This window comes from Bradyrhizobium sp. DN3 (assembly GCF_041357655.1).
Taxonomy (GTDB): Bacteria; Pseudomonadota; Alphaproteobacteria; order Rhizobiales; family Xanthobacteraceae; genus Bradyrhizobium.
Genome location: NZ_JAULLN010000003.1, coordinates 249,633 through 268,689 on the forward strand (window position 1 = coordinate 249,633; position 19,057 = coordinate 268,689).

The window sequence follows — 19,057 nt, forward strand, 5'->3', positions numbered from 1 at the left end:
TTTCTCCGATAATGACGTGCTAGCTGCTTAGAGTGGGCTTGGAGGGTTTGAGTTCATCGTCGGCCTTGACCGCCACGAAGCGGGTGCCATCGCGATCGACCAGGAGAACCATGGTTCCCTGCGGGAGGGGCAATGATGAAGGTGCTGCGACGGCCCAGACGAAGTGACGATTGCCGTGGACATCGGCGACACTGACGCGGCCAGGCGGCCCCTGGTCGAGCGGACCGACGACGACCTCACCGACCCGGCCGACGAGATCGCCGAGGCCGACGGCGTAGCTCTCGTCCTTGGGAATGCCCCGCGCGATGGCACGGCTTGCGCCGCGGACCAGCGGAACCGATACGGCGATCGCCCCGATCGAGGCGACCGTCGCCGGCAACGGACCGGCCACCATCCGCGCGACGTCCTGGATCAGGAAGCCCGTGATGGAGAAGGCGCCGAGCAACAGCAGCAGGAAGATCAGCAACGGCACGCCACCGACATTGATCCATGAGATCGCGTTGATCACGCCATTGTCGCTGGGGTGGCCGAAATCGATGTTGGTGCCGAGCATTTCGCTGAGCGAAGCCCCGACCAGCATCGAGACCACCTCGATCGAGCCGACGATGACGATCATGGCCGCCGCGATCGCGAACGGCCTGACCTCCGGCGACATGACGTGTTCGAGCAGAGCGCTCATGACACGGCACTCAGGAGCTCGACTTCAACCGGGCCAGCCTCGCTGCAATTTCCTTGTCGCGATGCAACGTGCTGAGCTCGTCGATGTCGCTCGAATACGGGATGCCCGGCGGCACGCCGGTGACGCGTGCCACCGCCCTGCCCGCGCGCAGCGCCTTCGCGGCTGCAGAACCGCCGCCCTGCTTGCGGGGTGACGTCGACGCCTGCTGGCTTGCGACGGCCTCGCTCTTTTCGAGATCGGCGCGGCGTTGCTCGGCATCCTGAAGCGCCGACAGCACGGCGCGCAGCGACGTCACGCATTGCCCGATCTTCTCGTTGTTCTCGTCGATGGCGCGCGAGAGCACCTCGAACTGCGCCTCCAGATCCATCTGCCGTGCGATGCCGGCGCGCGCGAGATCGTCGCGCCCGTCCGCGATCGCCCCTTCGATCTTGGGAGCGAGCTCGGCCATCTCGCGCTCGATCTCGGTGCGGCGCGCGTTGAGGCGGTATTCCTCGGCGCGCGCGGCCGCGAGCGCATCGCGCGCCTCGCTCTCGGCGCGCTCGATCTCGCGGATGGCTTGGCCAACCACTTTGAGCTTGTTCTTGCCTTCCGCCTGCTCGATCGCGTCATAGGCAATCCCCGCGATCAGACGCCCGACCCGGGACAGGAAATTGTCGGGGGCGGCAGCGATGGTATCCATAGCGTTCTCCTCCTCTGGCAGAATGTTCGGCGTGACGCCGTAGTGAACTTCGAAACCGTCGTCGGTGCGGATCAGGTGCGCCGGCACGCTCTGCCCCCAGCCTTCGGCGTAGCCGGCATAGTCGAAGGGCACGCTGAAGCGGCCCTGCACGGTTGCAATCGAGATGGTGGCCGGGCCCTTGATCTTGGCGAGCTTGTCGTCCAGCGGCAGCCGGCGGCCCTGCGCCGCGCGATAGTCGGCACGGTCGCGCAGGCCCAGCGTCACCAGGCGTGAGGGCAGCGCGGTCTGCTTGCGGATCGGCTCATAGGCATGGGCATGGAGCAGGACCACGTTGGAACCGATGTTATGGCTCCGCGCGACCTCGTCGAGAATCTCCATCATGCGGTCATAAGCCCTAAACGTCGCCTCCAGCGCGGCCTTGGCAGCCGGATCAGGGGCAAGCCTGTAACGCAGCGCAGATGGAGCGTTTCGGGGCGACGGGCTCATGGAAAGCACTAAAGCACCATTTTGGTACTTTAGGAAGAGGAGTCGCAATCACGGTCCGCTGATCCTTATGCACTCTATCGGTTAGTCGCCGTGGTCCGGGCCCGCGTTCAAGCCGGGCGATTACCTCTAGATCACAGCCGATCAAGACTTCCTGCACGCGAGGGTTGCCATTTGAGAAGACGAAATGCGGGGAACGTTCGGCATCCCGTGACCCCCACCCTCGTGTCCCGGACAAGCCGCAACGCCAAAGGCGTTGCGGCGCAGAGCCGGGACCCAGTCGGCCACGGCGATCGCTGGGCCCCGGCTCTGCAGCGCACCGCTCCCGGACGATGCTTCGCATCGCCTTGAGAGCGCTGAGCTGCGTCCTTGGCGCAAGATGGAGATTGAAGTGCAGACTCTCTCCACGTCGTCATTGCGAGGAGCTCTTGCGACGAAGCAATCCAGAGTGTGTCCGCGGCGGCAGTCTGGATTGCTTCGCTGCGCTCGCAATGACCGAGCAAGAGGCTCCCGCAGACGCAGCCTCGCGTCCTCGCGGCTCTTCTCGCCCGAGTCATGCTCCATCTCGACACCCTCTTTTGTCAGAGGGCGCAGGGAAGACCGGGGGCCGGCTGGGCACCCGCGGTCCACTGTGCGAAAGCGTGTGCTTACAAGAAGCTGCACAGCGGCATACAGGTGGAGCCGGAAACAACCCGGCCTTCCCTGCGCAGTGGTTTGACGGCTTATGCCGAGCTCTCCCGGGGAGCGATGCACTATTGCCCCCATCGCCTTGCGGATGGCTGATGCGCGCGCCCGGTCGGACGAAACGCATCACCGCAAGACTTGACGCACAGGCCCCGGGCGTCAGGACGACACGGTTTTGCCGTACGCTGGTTGCACCTGTCGTTTGCGCGTGGCGATCACTCACGGTCTCCCGCCCTGCGATTGCCTCATCGCGCCGGTGCTGCCAGCGTCCACCACGGCCCACCCCGCGTTTCGTGACGATCGCGATACGCCCCTCTGACTGGGGATGAGGTGGCGAGAGAATGCGACAAATCAGAATTTCTGTAAAGACGAATATTTTCGCTTGTTACGATTGACCCGCGATTTGTGTGTTTTGCCCGACGGACAACGCAACGGCTTGTAGCCCGGATTTCGCTGCCGCTCCATCCTGGCTACAGCAACATCTCACGGCCGCCGGCACACCAGGTCGATCTCGATCAGCGCGCCATAAGCAAGGCCAGTGACGCCGACGCAGGTGCGGGCCGGCAGGCGATCCGGTGCAAAGTAGCTGCGATACGTCTCGTTCATCGCCGCGTAGTCCTCCTTGAACCGCGTGAGATACACGCGCGCCATCACGACATGATCGAGGCCGAGACCAAGTCCGGCCAAAACCACCTTCAAATTCTCTATCACCGCGCGGGTCTGCGCGACGATGCCCTCGGGCAGGACGCCGGGCGCTTGCGGTGTATCCGGCATCTGGCCGGTTACGAAGACAAAGCCGTCGGTCTCCACCGCGTGGCTGAAGGGCGCGACCGGCTTCGGTCCGCCGCTGATCATGTGGAATTTCACTTGGGTGTCCTTGTCAAGGTGCGTCCTGAAACAGGCGCTTGCTGAGAATGGCGTGCACGCCCCAATTGCCGTCGACCACCTGCGTGACGCCGAAATCGACGGCGGCCGACATCAGCGCGATCGCCTCGTCCTCGCTGAGACCTTTGGTGTTCATCAGGAAGCGCCGCATCTTGCGGAACGCGTCCTTCATGGCGAGATCGAGCGAGGATTTTGCGTAGACCTCGCTTTGGCCCTGCGCGCCGAACTCGGCGAGGTAATTCGGGTGGCTGAAGCCGGTCAGCACCCAGTCGGTCTCGGTCTCGATGAGGGGATAAGAGAGATCGGCGAAGGGCCGGCCGGCGAGATCGGCCTTCTTGTGCAGGATCACCTCGAAGGTGCCGGTCATCGAGCATTCGATCGCGGTGCCGCTGAGCTCGCCGTCGCCCTGTGTGGCATGGGGATCGCCGACCGACAACAGTGCTCCGGGCACGGAGACCGGAAGATAGACGGTCGCCCCCTTCCCGAGCCGCCAGTTGTCGAGATTGCCTCCGAAATAGGACGGCGGCACGGAATCGACGAAATCGACCTCGCGCGGCGCCACCGCGATCACGCCGAAATGCGGCCGCAGGGGAATGCGGATCCCGTCGAGCACGGCGTGGCGGCGCTTGATCGTACCGGGCGTGACGGGAACGCCGGGATAGTCGTAGGTGGCGTGCACCACGCCGGAGGGATCGGTCTGCGGCTCCCAGCGGTAGGAATAAAGCGCGCGGGCGTGTGGCTGCACGGGATCGTCGAAGATCTCGTAGATGGTAACGACCTCGCGCGGCTGGGGACCGCCGAGAAACTCGCTATAGTGATAGCCCCACCACGCCGCGACCGAAGAGCCGAACACGCGGCCCGCATGGTTCGGGCTGCGGCTTGCGCGCGGGACGATGTCGAGGATGCGCACCTCCAGCACGTCGCCGGGCTGGGCGTCCTTGACCGCGACCGGCCCAGTGCAGATGTGGACGCCGAATCCCTCGCCCGCGCCGCGGCCGAACACGCTGGCATCCATGGGACCGGCACCGCGGCGATCGACGTTCTTCTTGTCGGCCGTCCAGCCGAACACGCTTTCGGCGCCGGCATCGCCCGCGATCATCATCTCCGGCGCGTCGGAGGCATGCTGGGTCAGCGTTTCGATGGTGATGGTATCGCCGGAGGCAATCTCGATCTGCGGCGACAGCGAGCGGCTGAAATAACCCCAATGGACGCGGCGGGCCTCGACCGGGAGGTGATGATGCCTCCGCTCCGACGTGGTTCGCTCCTCGCTGCCGGCACAAGTGACGCGGCTGCGGACCTCCACGCTCTGATGCATGCGGAGCTGTGCCAGCGCCTCCTGTGGCCAGCCGCGCTGGCCGGCGACGCCATGCTGCGAGGTCGCCCGCTCCGCCTCCTGCTGGCGAAACTCGCGCGGCGGCAATCCGAAGCGATGACGGAAGACGCGGCTGAAATGCGCGGAGTCGCCGAAGCCATAGGCGTAGGCGATCTCCGAGATCGAGCGATGCGCCTCGGCCGGATTGGAGAGATCGGCAAAGGCGCGCTGGAGTCGGCGCTCGCGAACGTAATGGGTAAAATTGTCGCCGACGGTTTCGAAAAGCTTCTGCAAATAACGTTCGGAGATGCCCTCGGCCTGCGCGACGCGCGCCGGCACCAGATCGGGATCGTCGAGGCGGCGCTCGATGGTCTGACAGATTCTGTGGAGCAGCGCGGCCTGCGTCGCGCTCGATCCGGCATCGGAGGCCGATGATGCCAGCCGATGCGCGAGCGTCAGGAGAAGATCGACCAGAGACTGCGCGACCGAATTCCATTCGGCATCGCTCAGGGTGTCGAGGATCCGTGCGGTCGTGTCGAGCAGACGGGAGAATACATCGGCGAAGCCGCCGGGTGGAACGATGCGGGGCCCACCGAGCCGTGGCTTGACCGAGAGGCGTCCGTGCAGCGCCTCTGAGGTCACCGACAGCGCGATGGCGCGCATGTCGCGCTGAAATACGACGCTCCAGTCGCCGGCTCGCGGCAGCAGCACGAGGTGGCCGACGGGAACGATGCGATGACCGCCGGCGCTTTTCAGCACCATACCGTCCTCGACCGGCAACAGCGCGATCGGAAGATCTTCACTCGCTTGCGCGAGAGGCCCGACACTCTGCGTGCCTGCGGCCATGCGGGTTAGTGCAACACCTGCGGCGTGGCGATGGGATGCGGTCGCGTGTCCGTCGAAAATGCCGTGACCGCCCGCTGGTTGCAGGCCGACCGCAGCCAGCACGTCCCGCCAGGCTTCGGGGCGGTCGTCTTGCGCGTAGGACTCGCTCGTGAACGGGCGGAAGCTCATCGGATCGACCCAGATTGCAGTCGATCGAAGCAACCTCTGTGCCAGACGTACGCGGTCCTCCGTCGCAGCGACGGGCCGCAAATGAGGTTTGTCCTTCACGCGTTCATCCGGAAATATGGAATGCACTTCAATGCATTAGTCGCACCGGAAGATGTTCTTGCGGATCGTGCCGTGAACGCCCCAATTGGCATCGACCACCTGGGTGACGCCGAAATCGGCGCCGACCGACATCAGCGAGATCGCCTCGTCCTCGCTGAGGCGATGCACGGTCATCAGGAACCGGCGGAGTTTTCTGAATGCGTCGCGCATTGCACGGTCGAGACTGGAGTGATTGGCAATCTCGGTTTGCGCGTCAGTGCCGAGGGCTGCGAGGTAGTTCGGATAGGTGAAGCCGTAGAACGACCAGGAGTGGTCAGTCTCGAGCATGGGATGGTCGAGGCCTTCGAGGCTGGTGCCGCCAAGGTCGACCTTCTTGTGCAGGATGAATTCGAAATCGCCGGTCAGCGAGGTCTCGATCGCGGTGCCGCCGAGCTCGCTGTCGCCTTGCGCGGCATGGGGGTCGCCGACCGAGAAATAGGCGCCGGGGACCGCGACCGGATAGAACATCCGCGCCCCCTTGCCGATGCGCCAGTCGTCGATGTTGCCGCCGGTATAGCTCGGCGGTATCGAGCTGACGAAATCGGCTTCCGACGGTGCGAGGCCCATGGTGCCGAAATGCAGCCGCGCCGGCACCTTCACGCTGGAGAGGATGTTCTCGCGCTTCCTGATCGTGGCGTGGTCCACGCGCACGCCGGGATAATCGATGGTCGGATGCACGATACCGTCCGGGTCGATCTGCGGCGTCCACACGTAATTGTAGACGGCCTTCGCGTAAGGCTCACCCGAGGTGTCGAGCTCGAAGATGGTGACGACCTCGCGCGGCTTCGGCTCCTCGACCAGATCGTGGTAGTGAAAGCCCCAGTTGGCCGCGACGTTGGAGCCGAAGCAGCGGCCGGCATGGCAGGCGCTGCAGCTCGGCCGCGGTCGGACGTCGAGAATGCGAACCTCCAGAATGTCGCCGGGCTCGGCGCCTTCGATCGCGACGGGACCGGTGAGAAGATGCACTCCGATCCCCTCGCCTGCGCCGCGGATGAAGGGGCCCTCGACGGGGCCGGAGCCGCGGCGCGCCACGGCCTTGTGCTCGCGCGTCCACTGGAACACGCTCTCGGCGCCGGGATCGCCCTGGATCATGCGCTCGTAATCATCATTGGCATGATGGGTCAGCGTTTCGATGGTGGCGCGGTCTCCGGAACGTAGCGTCAGGGCCGGCGCGACGGTCTTGGAGAAATAGCCCCAGTGGACGGTCTTCGGCGAAACCGGCAGCGTGACATGCTTCATGAGGTGGCCTCTTCGGGGAACGCGGTCGTGAACCTTGTGGAGACAGTGCTCATCGCACGGTCTCCGGAGTCTTCTCGGCTTCCATCACGCTGAGGAAACGCGCCGTCAGCGGATTGCGGGGATTGGAGAGCACCTCGTGCGCCGGTCCGTCCTCGATGATCGCCCCGCCGCTCAGGAAAGCGACACGATCGGCGACCTCGTCAGCGAAACGGATCTGGTGCGTCGAGATGATCATGGTGAGGCCGTCGTCGATGGCGAGACGGCGGATCACCTCCAGCACCTCATTGACGAGCTCGGGATCGAGCGCCGAGGTCGGCTCGTCCAGCAGCAGCACGCTCGGATTCGGCGCGAGCGCGCGGGCGATGGCAACGCGCTGCTGCTGGCCGCCGGAGAGATGCCGCGGCAACGCGTCGGCGCGATGCGAGAGCCCAACGCGGTCGAGCAGCTCGGCGGCCCGACGATCGGCATCGATCCGGCTCATCCCGTGGACCCAGCGCAACGGGCCGGCGATGTTCTCCTTTGCCGACAGATGCGCGAACAGATTGAACTGCTGGAACACCATGCCGACGCCGACGCTGGCGCGTTCATTGGCAATCGCCCGCGGCGACAGCGGCTTGCCGTTCTCGCCAAAGCCGAGGCGGCGGCCGCCGACGCGCACGGTGCCGGCGTCCCAGTTTTCGAGATGGTTGATGCAGCGGAGCAGCGTGCTCTTGCCGGAGCCGCTGGGACCGAGCAGCGCGACGACCTCACCCACGCGCACCGTGAGGTCGAGGCTGTCGAGCACCTTCTGCGGGCCGTAGCTCTTGGTGAGATCGTTGGCATCGACCGCGACATTGTTGCGCGCGATCGTCGCGGCGCGGCGGGCGCGTTCCTCGCGCGTCAACGCCAGGGGCGCCGTGTCGGTGAGCGAGGGCTGTGCGGGCTCTCGATCGGTGACGGCCGCAGCGGCAAGCTCGAGCTTGGTGGCGAGATCCACGCGGCGCCAGGGCAGGTAATCGGCGAGCTTGCGCTCGCGGCGCGTCGTACGGTCGAGATCGAGCAGCCATTCGACGAAGAGCTGGATGGCGCTGATGGTTGCGCTCAGCACGAGATACAGAAGACCTGAGGCAAAGAAGATCGAGAAGAAGTCGAAGGTCGAGGACGCGAGCTGGGTCGAGCGCAAGGTCAGCTCCTGGACCGCGACGACGGAGGCGAGCGAGGAATTTTTCAGCGCACTCACTGCCTCGTTGCCGAAGGCCGGGATCATGGTGCGGATGGCCTGCGGCGCGATGACCCGGTGCATCAGCACCGACGGCGTCATGCCGAGCGCCTGCCCCGCCGTCAGCTGCCCGCGGTCGACGCCGAGCACGCCGGCGCGCAGCATCTCCGCGATGAATGGCGCCTCGTTGCAGGCGAGCGCGAGGCCGGCGGCGAGCACGGCCGGAAGCTTGATACCGATATGGGGCAGCGCGTCGTAGGCGAACACCATCTGCAGGATTAGCGGCGTGCCGCGGAAGATCACGGTGTAGGCCCTGGCGATCGCCGCCAGCGGCCAGAAGCGGGAGAGCTGCATGCCGGCGAGGATCAATCCGAGGATCAATCCGCCGCCGAGCCCGAGGGCTGTCACCTCCAGGGTGAGCTCGATGCCCTCGAGCAGATACGGCATGCTCAGATATTGGAGGAACAGCGACATCAGTCAGCCGTCAGGATGTCCGGCTCCTTGAAATTGTTCACGTCGAGCCCCCACTTCTTCAGAAGCTCCATATGCGTGCCGGCCTTCTGCACCTCGATCAGCGCGGCTAGCACCGCGTCACGGAATTTCGGCTTGTCCTTGGGCACGGCGATGCCGACGGAGTACGGGATGGTCACTGCGATCGCCTTCTCCAGCTTGTCCGGATAGGCCTTCACCGCGCTGTCGACGGTGTTGACGTCGTTGACATAGGTGTCGGCGCGGCCGGCGAGGATCGCCTGGATGCAGTTGGCGTTGTTGTCGTAGAGCTGGATGGTCGGCTCCGGCTTGCCGGCCTTCTTGCACTCCGGGATCAGTGCCTGGATCAGGGGCACCTCGACATAGCCGGTGTTTTCGGCGGCGGCGGCGCCGCACATCGACAGGTTGATGCCGTTGATGCCCTTCGGATTGCCCTTGGCGACCAGCACGCCGTCGAACACTTTCGAGTAGGTGATGAAGTCGGCGGCCTTGGCGCGCTCCTTGGTGGCGTAGATGTCGGAGATGACGATGTCCGCTTGCCCCGCGGCGAGCGTGGTGAGGAGCGCTGCGAACACGACCGGCTTGTAAGTCAGCTTGAAGCCGAGGCATTCGCCGATGGCTTCGCCGAGATCGATGTCGAAACCGATATATTTGCTGGGGTCCTTGGGATCGATGGTCTCATAACCCGGCGTGTGCGGGTTGATGGCATTGACGAGTGTCTTGCCCTTCCAGTCCGGGTACTTTTCCTGGAGCGCGGTGCAGGCGGGCGCTGCGGCCTGCGCACTCAGCGGTGCGGCGGCAACCATGCCGAATGCGATCGCTGCGCCAAGCATGAGCTTGCGCCACGGCAATGATGCGCGCGCCATTCCTTGCCGCGCCTGGGGCCAAACCGATTTCTCCATCTCGCCAGTTCCTCCGAAATGTCATGGCGCCTGCCATGGTCCAGTGATCGGGGAGGAAACGTGAGGGAGTGCGCCGAGAAAAGCTTGTCTGCAGGCGTACAAAAAATTGGATGGAGGCGCCCGGCATTTGGGCAAGCGGTTGCACAAAAACTGTTCGCCCGGTCGCCAACCGACGCAGGCGCCAATTCCGAATTCGGGAGAACGCAGCAATCTGCCGACCAGAGAATCATTCGGTAAAGCCGTTTGACAGAGATATGACGGCCCGCCGATGGAAATGTGACGCCAGAGTGGAGCATCTAGGGCCGCCTTCCCCAGCAAATCAACCGGACCTCCACAGTCTGTCCGCAGCATATTCACAAGTTGACCGTGCCGGATTCGTGAGCCTGTGCAAGCCACTTGCTGCGCACAAATCCACAGGACTACCCGCCGGCCTGGTCGAACATGCTGCGGCAGGCTTCGCTCAGGCTGGCCCGGTTGCGCCGCAGGCACGCGGTGATGGCACGGACGTTGGGGATTTCGCCGGCGCAGAGACGATAGACGTCGGGCGTGCAGGCTCGGCGCTGCTCTGGCGTTCCCTGCGCATGGGCGGCGGAGGCAAATAGCGTCAGAAACAGCCCGACGGTCGAGGCGCGGCGCGCCCGGTTCTTCACACCTGTAAACTGCAAGAACCTCGCCTTCATGACTGCTCTCCCGTTCTGCCCTGCCCGCCCGGCTGCGTTGGCCGGTGTCGCGACAGACGGTGCGAGAAATAAACCTGCGGGGATGTGATTTTATTCACAGTGCTCGCAAGCGGAGGAACCTAGAGTTCCCAAAGAAGATTTTCAGGAATCGCTAACCAATCGGGACCTGATCGCCGGATCGTTAAAATGCGAACGATCGGGTCAATCGGGAAACAAACCGGCTTTGCGACATTGCGCCATCCACGTTCCGGAGGGTGTGATGAGCGAAGCCGAATTCAACTTGCTGCTGGATGCCGTCCGGGACGTCATGATTCACGAAGATTTTGCGCCCGCGCCGGAGGAGGAATTCGTGCCCCGCTCGTGGTCGTACGCTGCAATGCCCAAAGCCGCCAATGACAATGAGGGCGCTTGGCCCCTCCTGCCCTTTCCGGACGGCTGGTACGCAGCCTGCTGAGCCACCTTCGCTGAGAGTGGAAGCGCCCGCCTTGCTGGCGTTTTGCTATAGGCATGCGCAGCAAACCCGGCACAGCGACGATCAAGTCTTGACGCGCTCCTCACCGTCCTGCGGCACTCGGTCGGATGCGACTGGCGGAAAAATGCTGTCATAGATTGCGCGCGCCTCGCGAATGAGGCGATCCCGCTCCAGCTCGGATTTCGGGACAAATCGGACGATGTCGCCCACGGCTTCTCCAACGCTCGGTTGATCGGATATCCCGCCCAACCAATGCGAACTCTATGCCAACGGGCCTGAATCGCGGGTTCCCAGCCGGCCCCGGGCAAAGCCGGTAGCGAGCCGCGCGAAAGCAATACTTGCGGAACCTGAGCCGAGGTGAGTTTATGCTGAAGAATCAGAGGCTTGATGGAGGCCACGACCAGAATTGAACTGGTGTACACGGTTTTGCAGACCGTTGCGTAACCACTCCGCCACGTGGCCCCACGGCTGAATGCCTTAGACATTTCCGTCGCTTGTCGCAAGTGCAACGGTTGCGGAAGCGAATGGACTTTCGTCACGTGACATCCTAGCGTTTCCCGATGGACCAGCCCATTCGGTCCTTAAACTTGGAAAAGCACTCCTGGCAGACCCAATCATAACGAGCACCGAGCCGATAATCCGGTCCCGTCGTGTAGCCCTCGTGCAGTGTCCCTGGAATTTCGTCAGAGAATTTGGCCCAGCAAGCGGCACAATGATCGTGGTCCCATTCTGGCTTTGGCCGGGTCCAAGTTGACCACCACAAGGTCAGCCCCTTCAGGGCATCCAGATAATCGAGGTTTTCAGTCATGATGTTCAAGACCTGCCTCGGTGTGATGCTGCACGAGGCAGTTGCTTACGCGAGTGAGTTGACTGCACAAGTGGAACTGCTACTAAAGACGATCAAGGGAAAAAGCGCGGAAATACCTATTTTTGTAGGGCCGCGCGAAGGCTGCGTCCTTGTCGGTAGCGGAAAACCAGCTCGCTCTTGCGGACCGTTGCGTAACCACTCCGCCACGTGGCCCCATAAGGGCGGAGCAATATAGGGGATGAAGGGTTTAGGCAACCGCCTTCGTCCCACTTTCCAGGCGACTTCCAACGCCTTGATGGAGACCCCGAGCGCTATGCTTTTGCTCCAGCCTGTCAGGCTCGCTTGCGACGCCGGAAGTCGCGGCGGCCGCGCTTCGGGGCAGGTCTGGGCGCCAACTCCGGCATCTCGGCCTGGACCTCGCGATAGCGGGTCAACAGTCGCTCAAAACTGGCGTGCAGGGTGTCGGCGATATCAGGACGCCGCTCGAGGCCCGCGAGGATCGTCGCGGCCGCCTCGATAGTCGAGAGGCCGTCGCGGCGCGGCTCCTTGCGCAGGCGCCCGTAGCGCGAGGGATGCGCCGGATTGAGGATCACGCGCTGGCATTTCAGCATCCAGGGATTGCGCCACCACAGCGCTTTGGCCTGGCTCCAGGTGCCGTCAAGCAGCACGACGCCTTCGAGCTTGCCGAGGATCGCGCGCTGGTTCTCCGCGACCTCGCCCTTCCGGTTGAGCGCGACGATCTCACCTTCGGCCTCGAGATCGGCGGCGCGCGCCGAGCCGAGATAGAGCACGGCCCAGTGCGAGGCATTCTCGACCGGCCGCCCCAGCGCCTTGGACAAGCTCGGCCAGGACAGGCCGACCCGCACCGTGGCATCTTCGAAATGCTTTGCGAGCAGCCTGGCGGTGCCGAGCGCCCTGTCCTGCTCCTGCGGATGCTGGAGGATCAGGAGCGACAGCCGATTTTCAATGGGCGTGACACTGTCGCAGATGCACAGCGGCATCGGCTTCTGGCAGTGCGGACATTCGGGGATCGGATCGGCCGGCGCGGCGGCGGTATCGGGCGCGTTGGACATGGCGCCGCTATACGCTTCAAGCGACGCCTCAACAACCTATTCCGCCGGCGCGGCCAGCGGGCGCGGCGCGGTTCGCCGCCGCAGACGGTCGATCAGGAGGTAGATCACCGGCGTCGTGTAGAGCGTCAGGATCTGCGAGACGAACAGACCGCCGATGATGGTGATGCCGAGCGGACGCCGCAGTTCCGTGCCGGGGCCGGTCGCGACCACCAGCGGAATGCCGGCGAACAACGCCGCCATCGTCGTCATCAGGATCGGGCGGAAGCGCGCCTGGCAGGCCTCGAAGATCGCCTCCGCCGAGGACAGCCCGCGCTGGCGCTCGGCATCGAGCGCGAAGTCCACCATCATGATGCCGTTCTTCTTGACGATGCCGATCAGCAGGATGATGCCGACGAAGGCGATCACCGTCAGCGGCGTGTTGGTCAATTGAAGCGCAAGCAGCGCGCCGAGGCCGGCCGAGGGCAGCGTCGAGATGATCGTGAGCGGATGGGCAAGGCTCTCGTAGAGCACGCCGAGCACGATATACATCGCGACCAGCGCGCCGAGGATCAAGAGCGGCTGACGGCCGCTGGTCTTGGCGAAATCGCCGGCATTGCCATCAAAGCTGCCGCGGATGCCTTCCGGCATGTGCAATTCCTCGACCGCACGCTGGATGTTCTGCGTCGCGGCCTGGAGCGGCACGTCGGGCAAGAGGTTGAACGACACCGTGGTCGAGGGGAACGACTGCGAGTGATAGACGGCGAGTGCGGCGAGCCCTCGCGTCGCATGGACCACGGCGGACAGCGGTACCTGCGCGTCGCCCGCGCCGGCGACATAGATGCGTTCGAGGTTGGAGGGATCGACCTGGAATTTCGGGTCGATCTCCAGCACGGTCATGTACTGGTTGCGCTGGGTGTAGATGATTCCGATCTGCCGCTGCGCGAAGGCGTTGTTCAGCGCATTGTCGATGTCCTGCACCTTGACGCCGAGCGCCGAGGCCTTCTGGCGGTCGATCGACAAGGTCAGCTGAAGCCCGCCGGGATCGCGATCGCTGGAAATGTCGGTGATGCCTTCGACGCTCTCCATGCGTTTGGCCACGATCGGCGCCCATTTCTGCAGCAGGCCGAGATCGGTGCTGGTCAGCGTGTACTGGTAGTCGGAATCGCTTTGCCGTCCGCCGGCGCGCACGTCCTGGGCGGCGAACATGAAGAGGCGGATGCCGGGCACGGGGTACAATGCGCGCCTGAGACGGTCGATGACGACCTGCGTCGAGACGTGGTCGCGCTCCTCCGGCGGCTTCAGGCTGATGAACATGGTGCCGCGGTTCGAGGTGGCGCCGCCGGGGCCCACGCCGCTGCCGACGGTCGAGCCGATGCCGGCCACGGCCGGATCCTGCATCACGATGTCGGCGAGGCGTTGCTGCAGGCCGAGCATCGACTGAAACGAGATGTCGGCCGAGGCGCGCGTCGCCCCGATCACGAAGCCGGAATCGTCGGTCGGGAAATAGCCTTTGGGGACCTTGATGTAGAGCGTCACCGTAAGAGCGATGGTGGCGAAGAACACCAGCAACGTCAGCAGCGGGAATTCCAGCGCGGTGCGCAGGGTGCGGGTATAGAAGGCGACGATGCGCGACAGTGAGCCCTCGATCAGGCGATCAAACAAGGTCGCGGTGCCGGACGTGGTCTGCCGGATGTAATGGGCGCAGATCATCGGCGTCACCGTGAGCGACACCAGCGTCGAGACCAGGATCGCGAAGGTCAGCGTCAGCGAGAATTCGCGGAGCAGCCGGCCGACGATGCCGTCCATGAAGATCAGCGGCGTGAACGCCGCGATCAGCGACAGGCTGATCGAGACCACGGTGAAGCCGATCTGCTTCGCGCCCTCCTGCGCCGCCCGGAACGGCCGCATGCCGTGCTCGAGATTGCGGAACATGTTCTCGATCATGACGATGGCGTCGTCGACCACGAAGCCGACGGAGATCGCCAGCGCCATCAGCGATAGATTGTCGATCGAGAAGCCCGCGATCCACATGCCGGCACAGGTGCCAGCCAGCGCCAGCGGCACCGAGATGCCCGCCGCGATCGTCGGCGTCAGCCGCCGCAGGAACACGAACACCACGATCATGACGAGGAACGCGGTCGCCAGCAGGGTCCATTGCATGTCCAGGACGCTGGCGCGGATTGTGCCGGTGCGATCGACCAGGGTGGATATCTCAACGCCGGCTGGGATCCACTGCTTCAATGCCGGGATCAGCGCCTTGACCCTGTTGACGGTGTCGATGACGTTGGCATCGCCCTGCTTGGTGATCTGGATCAGCACGGCCGGCTGCTTGTTGAACCAGGCGATCGAGCGGGCGTTGCGGACGGAATCCTCGATATCGGCGACGTCGGAGAGCCGGACGAAATTGCCGCTCGAGCTCTTGATGACGATGTCGCGGAACTCTTTCGCAGTGCGCATCTGCCGATTGAGCGCCAGCGTCTCGCTCTGGCGCTCGCCGTTGAAGATGCCGACGGGACCGAGCGGATTGGCGTTGATGATCGCGGTCCGGACGTCGTCGGTGGCGATGCCTGCGTTCGACAGCGCGACTGGATTGAGCTGCACTCGCACGGCCGGCTGATCGGCGCCGGAGACCGTGACGTCGCCGACGCCAGGCACTTGCGAGATGCGCTGCGCGATGACCGTATCTGCGACGTCGTAGATCGCGCTGGCCGACAGCGTCTTCGAGGTCAGCGCCAGCACGAAGACGGGCGCGCCGGCCGTGTTGGCTTTGCGAAAGCGTGGCAGTGTCGGCAGGTCGCTCGGCAGATCGATGAGCGAGGCGTTGATGGCCGCCTGCACGTCGCGGGCGGCCTTGTCGATGTTGCGGCCGATGTCGAACTGGAGCTGGATGTTGGTCGTGCCAAGCGAACTCGTGGACGTGATCTGGTTGATGCCGGCGATCTCGCCTAGCCGCCGCTCTAATGGCGAGGCCACCGTCGCGGCCATCACGGACGGATCGGCGCCGGGCCGGCTGGCCGAGACGAAGATGGCGGGGAAGTCGACATTCGGGACCGAGGCGACGGGAAGGAACTCGTAGGCAACGACACCCAGCAGGAACAACCCGATCGACAGCAGCGTGGTCGCAACCGGGCGGCGGATGAAGGGCTCCGAGATCGACGCCATCACTGCATCCCCTCGGTCGCGCCCGCGACCGGCGGGCCGCCGGATTCGGCCGGCGGCAGCGCCTGTTCGAGGCGGCGGTTGATGCGGTCCAGTGCGAGGTAGATCACGGGGGTGGTGTAGAGAGTAAGCAATTGGCTCAGCAGCAGGCCGCCGATGATGGAGATGCCAAGCGGGAAGCGCAGCTCGGCGCCGGTACCGCTCTCGATCGCGAGCGGCAGCGCGCCGAACAGGGCCGCCAGCGTCGTCATCATGATCGGACGGAAGCGCAACAGGCAGGCCTGCACGATCGCCTCGTTCGGCGACATGCCCTGCCCGCGTTCGGCCTCCAGCGCGAAGTCGATCATCATGATCGCGTTCTTCTTGACGATGCCCATTAAGAGGATGATGCCGATCAGGCCGATCACCGAGAGATCCTGCCCGCACAGCACCAGGGCCACGATGGCGCCGACGCCGGCCGAGGGCAGCGTCGACAGGATCGTGATCGGGTGGATGTAGCTCTCATAGAGCACACCCAGCACGATGTAGATCGTGATGACGGCGGCGAGCAGTAGCCAGGGCTGGCCGGCCAGCGCCTTGGCGAACTCGGCGGCGTCACCGGCATAGACCCCGACAATGCTGTTGGGCATGCCGATCCGGGTTTCGATCGTCTTGACCGCCTCGACGGCATCGCCGAGCGCCGCGCCGGGCGCGAGGTTGAAGCTGAGGGACACGGAGGGGAATTGCGCCTGGTGCGAGATCGCGAGCGGCGCCGTGGTGCGCTTCAGCGTCGCCACGGCCGACAACGGCACCTGGGCGCTCGGCGCGCCGACGGTGGAGCTCGCGGCACCCGGCAGATAGAGCTTTGACAGGATCGAGGGGTCGCGCTGGTACATCGGCAGGGCCTCCAGCACGACGCGGTACTGGTTGGCCTGGCCGTAGATGGTCGAGATCTGCCGCTGCGCGAAGGCGTCGTTCAGCGTGTCGGTAATTCCTTGCAAACTCACGCCGAGCTGTCCGGCGCGGGTACGGTCGACATCGAGCTGTGCGCGCAGGCCGCCTTCCTGCGCCTCCGAGGAGACGTCGCGGAACAGCGGGTCGCGCCGCATCTCCGCCACCAGCTTGCCGGCCCATTCCGAGACCAGCGTCGCATCGGTGCCGGTCAGCGTGTACTGGTATTGCGAGCGGCTCGACTGGGTCGAGATCTGCACGTCCTGCACCGGCTGGAAATAGACGGTCATGCCGGGGATGCCTGACACCCTCTCCTTCAGGCGGATCACGACCGCCGCGACATCGTCACGCCGTTCGCCGCGCGGTTTCAAGGTCATGACGAGGCGCCCGACATTGGTGGTCGGGTTGACCGAGCCGGCGCCGATGACTGAGACCACGCCGACCACATCGGGATCGGCCTTGATGGCAGCGGCGGCCTCGGCCTGCCGCTTCTGCATCTCCGCGAACGACACGTCGGGCCCGGCTTCCGTCACTGCCGTGATCGAGGCGGTGTCCTGAAGCGGCAGGAAGCCTTTTGGCGCGACGACATAGAGGACGAGGGTCGCAGCCAGCGTGGCGAAGGTCACGAGCAGTGTGGCGCGCTGACGCTCCAGCACCCACAAAAGCGTGCGGTGATAGAACTCGACGGTGCGGTCGATGAAGCGGCTGATCGCAGCGAGTCCAGGAACCACCAGCTCCTCATGGGCGTGCTTGAGCAGCCGCGAGCACATCATGGGCGTCAGCGTCAGCGAGACCACCGCCGAGGTGACGACCGCGATGGTCAGCGTCAGCGCGAATTCGCGGAACATGCGCCCGACGAGGCCCGACATGAACAGAAGCGGGATGAAGACCGCGATCAGCGACACCGTCAGCGAGATCACGGTGAAGCCGATTTCGCTCGCGCCCTTGAGCGAGGCTTCCATCGCACTCTCGCCATTCTCCATGTGGCGGACGATGTTCTCGATCATGACGATGGCGTCGTCGACGACGAAGCCTGTGCCGATCGTGAGCGCCATCAGCGACAGATTGTCGAGGCTGAAGCCGGCAAAATACATGATGCCGAAGCTCGTGATCAGCGACAGCGGCAGTGCCACGCCCGCGATCAGCGTGGCGCGCAGCGAACGCAGGAACAACAGCACCACCAGGGTCACCAGCACGACGCTCAGGATCAGCGTGAACTGGACGTCATGGACCGAGGCACGAATGGTGACGGTGCGGTCGGAGACGATGGTGAGGTTCACGCCGGCGGGAATCGCGCGCTGCACCTTGGGGATCTCGGCGCGGATCTGGCTGACGACATCGATGACGTTGGCACCGGGCTGGCGCTGGATGTCGATGATGACGGCCGGCGTGCCCTGGTACCAGCCGCCGGTGCGGTCGTTCTCGAGACCGTCGACGATCTGCGCGACGTCGGCAATAGTGACGGGCGAGCCGTTGCGGTAGGCAATGATAACGGGCTTGTAGGCGTCCGCCGCGGCGATCTGGTCATTGGCCGCGATGATGTAGGATTGCTGCGCGCCGTCGAGCGAACCTTTCGGCCCCGAGACGTTGGCATTGGCGATCGCGGTGCGCAGGTCCTCCATGGCGATGCCATAGGCCGCGAGCCGTGCCAGATCGGCCTGGATACGCACGGCCGGCTTCAGCCCGCCGAGCACCGAGACGCGTCCGACACCGGAGATCTGGCTCAAGCGTTGCGCCAGAATGGTGTCGGCGATATCGCTCATCACCCGCAGCGAGATGGTGTCCGAGCGCAGCGCCAGCGTCATCACCGGCGCGTCCGCCGGGTTCACCTTGGCGTAGGTTGGCGGATAAGGCAGCGTCTTGGGCAGCACGCCGGCCGCCGCATTGATCGCGGCCTGCACGTCCTGGGTCGCGCCGTCGATGTCGCGGTTGAGGTCGAACTGGAGCGAGATCTGGCTGACGCCGAACGAGCTCGTCGAGTTCATCGCCGACAGCGACGGGATCTGGCCGAGCTGCCGCTCCAGCGGTGCGGTGATCAGCGAGGCGATCACGTCGGGGCTCGCACCCGGAAGCTGGGTCGTCACCTGCACGGTCGGGAAATCGACCTGCGGCAGCGCCGAGACCGGCAGCGCGAAGTAGCCGAGCGCGCCGCCGATCAGCAGCGCGATGCCGAGCAGCGAGGTTGCGATCGGTCGTCGGATGAAGGGTTCGGAGACACCCATGGGTTACGCCTGCCGCGTCAGGCGGCTGTTGT

The 19,057-nt window shown here is 64.7% G+C and carries 14 protein-coding genes and 1 tRNA gene; 1 reads left to right on the forward strand and 14 read right to left on the reverse strand.

Going from position 1 to position 19,057, the window contains the following annotated elements; all coding sequences use genetic code 11:
• Positions 1-19: 19 nt before the first annotated feature.
• The 8 genes from AAE027_RS06490 to AAE027_RS06525 all read right to left on the reverse strand — a co-directional run bounded on the left by AAE027_RS06490 (position 20) and on the right by AAE027_RS06525 (position 10,382).
• Complete coding sequence (locus AAE027_RS06490) at positions 20-679, reverse strand: OB-fold-containig protein (RefSeq protein ID WP_479714206.1); 660 nt, start codon at positions 677-679, stop codon at positions 20-22.
• Positions 680-689: 10 nt separating this feature from the next.
• The gene (locus AAE027_RS06495; RefSeq protein ID WP_370987354.1) at positions 690-1,853 is read right to left on the reverse strand and encodes a PspA/IM30 family protein; all 1,164 of its coding nucleotides are present in this window, start codon (positions 1,851-1,853) and stop codon (positions 690-692) included.
• A gap of 1,155 nt (positions 1,854-3,008) precedes the next feature.
• Positions 3,009-3,392 (reverse strand): RidA family protein, encoded by a 384-nt coding sequence (locus AAE027_RS06500; RefSeq protein ID WP_370987355.1) that lies wholly within the window; start codon positions 3,390-3,392, stop codon positions 3,009-3,011.
• Positions 3,393-3,405: 13 nt separating this feature from the next.
• Positions 3,406-5,736, reverse strand: a complete 2,331-nt coding sequence (locus tag AAE027_RS06505) for an acetamidase/formamidase family protein (RefSeq protein ID WP_370987483.1) — start codon at positions 5,734-5,736, stop codon at positions 3,406-3,408.
• Positions 5,737-5,871: 135 nt separating this feature from the next.
• Positions 5,872-7,113: an acetamidase/formamidase family protein gene (locus AAE027_RS06510; RefSeq protein ID WP_370987356.1), complete on the reverse strand. Its 1,242-nt coding sequence runs from the start codon at positions 7,111-7,113 to the stop codon at positions 5,872-5,874.
• A 49-nt stretch (positions 7,114-7,162) separates the two neighbouring features.
• Complete coding sequence (locus tag AAE027_RS06515; protein ID WP_370987357.1) at positions 7,163-8,785, reverse strand: amino acid ABC transporter permease/ATP-binding protein; 1,623 nt, start codon at positions 8,783-8,785, stop codon at positions 7,163-7,165.
• Positions 8,785-9,666, reverse strand: a complete 882-nt coding sequence (locus AAE027_RS06520; RefSeq protein ID WP_370987358.1) for an ABC transporter substrate-binding protein — start codon at positions 9,664-9,666, stop codon at positions 8,785-8,787. The genes AAE027_RS06515 and AAE027_RS06520 overlap by 1 nt, the downstream gene beginning before the upstream one ends.
• 455 nt (positions 9,667-10,121) lie before the next feature.
• Positions 10,122-10,382: a hypothetical protein gene (locus AAE027_RS06525; RefSeq protein WP_370987359.1), complete on the reverse strand. Its 261-nt coding sequence runs from the start codon at positions 10,380-10,382 to the stop codon at positions 10,122-10,124.
• A 259-nt stretch (positions 10,383-10,641) separates the two neighbouring features.
• On the opposite strand from AAE027_RS06525, the gene AAE027_RS06530 reads away from it, so the two are divergent.
• Positions 10,642-10,836 (forward strand): hypothetical protein, encoded by a 195-nt coding sequence (locus AAE027_RS06530; protein WP_370987360.1) that lies wholly within the window; start codon positions 10,642-10,644, stop codon positions 10,834-10,836.
• Between the two features lie 81 nt (positions 10,837-10,917).
• Here the strand turns inward: AAE027_RS06530 and AAE027_RS06535 are convergent, their stop codons facing one another.
• From AAE027_RS06535 to AAE027_RS06560, 6 genes are all read right to left on the reverse strand, one after another.
• On the reverse strand, positions 10,918-11,064 hold the full coding sequence (locus tag AAE027_RS06535) for a hypothetical protein (protein WP_370987361.1): 147 nt from the start codon (positions 11,062-11,064) through the stop codon (positions 10,918-10,920).
• Positions 11,065-11,242: 178 nt separating this feature from the next.
• Positions 11,243-11,316 (reverse strand) — tRNA-Cys (locus tag AAE027_RS06540).
• A gap of 85 nt (positions 11,317-11,401) precedes the next feature.
• Positions 11,402-11,671: a hypothetical protein gene (locus AAE027_RS06545; RefSeq protein ID WP_370987362.1), complete on the reverse strand. Its 270-nt coding sequence runs from the start codon at positions 11,669-11,671 to the stop codon at positions 11,402-11,404.
• 323 nt (positions 11,672-11,994) lie between these two features.
• Positions 11,995-12,735 (reverse strand): tRNA-uridine aminocarboxypropyltransferase, encoded by a 741-nt coding sequence (locus tag AAE027_RS06550; protein ID WP_370987363.1) that lies wholly within the window; start codon positions 12,733-12,735, stop codon positions 11,995-11,997.
• Positions 12,736-12,771: 36 nt separating this feature from the next.
• Positions 12,772-15,876, reverse strand: a complete 3,105-nt coding sequence (locus tag AAE027_RS06555; RefSeq protein ID WP_370987364.1) for an efflux RND transporter permease subunit — start codon at positions 15,874-15,876, stop codon at positions 12,772-12,774.
• Entirely contained in the window at positions 15,876-19,025 is a 3,150-nt protein-coding gene (locus AAE027_RS06560) for an efflux RND transporter permease subunit (RefSeq protein WP_370987365.1), read from the reverse strand. The genes AAE027_RS06555 and AAE027_RS06560 overlap by 1 nt, the downstream gene beginning before the upstream one ends.
• Between the last annotated feature and the right edge of the window lie 32 nt (positions 19,026-19,057).

Bases quoted from the DNA above. Each gene is read 5' to 3' on its own strand.
- AAE027_RS06490 (WP_479714206.1), bottom strand. From the start codon at position 679: ATGAGCGCTCTGCTCGAACACGTCATGTCGCCGGAGGTCAGGCCGTTC.
- AAE027_RS06505 (WP_370987483.1), bottom strand. From the start codon at position 5,736: ATGAGCTTCCGCCCGTTCACGAGCGAGTCCTACGCGCAAGACGACCGC.
- AAE027_RS06510 (WP_370987356.1), bottom strand. From the start codon at position 7,113: ATGAAGCATGTCACGCTGCCGGTTTCGCCGAAGACCGTCCACTGGGGC.
- AAE027_RS06515 (WP_370987357.1), bottom strand. From the start codon at position 8,785: ATGTCGCTGTTCCTCCAATATCTGAGCATGCCGTATCTGCTCGAGGGC.
- AAE027_RS06520 (WP_370987358.1), bottom strand. From the start codon at position 9,666: ATGGCGCGCGCATCATTGCCGTGGCGCAAGCTCATGCTTGGCGCAGCG.
- AAE027_RS06525 (WP_370987359.1), bottom strand. From the start codon at position 10,382: ATGAAGGCGAGGTTCTTGCAGTTTACAGGTGTGAAGAACCGGGCGCGC.
- AAE027_RS06530 (WP_370987360.1), top strand. From the start codon at position 10,642: ATGAGCGAAGCCGAATTCAACTTGCTGCTGGATGCCGTCCGGGACGTC.
- AAE027_RS06550 (WP_370987363.1), bottom strand. From the start codon at position 12,735: ATGTCCAACGCGCCCGATACCGCCGCCGCGCCGGCCGATCCGATCCCC.
- AAE027_RS06555 (WP_370987364.1), bottom strand. From the start codon at position 15,876: ATGGCGTCGATCTCGGAGCCCTTCATCCGCCGCCCGGTTGCGACCACG.
- AAE027_RS06560 (WP_370987365.1), bottom strand. From the start codon at position 19,025: ATGGGTGTCTCCGAACCCTTCATCCGACGACCGATCGCAACCTCGCTG.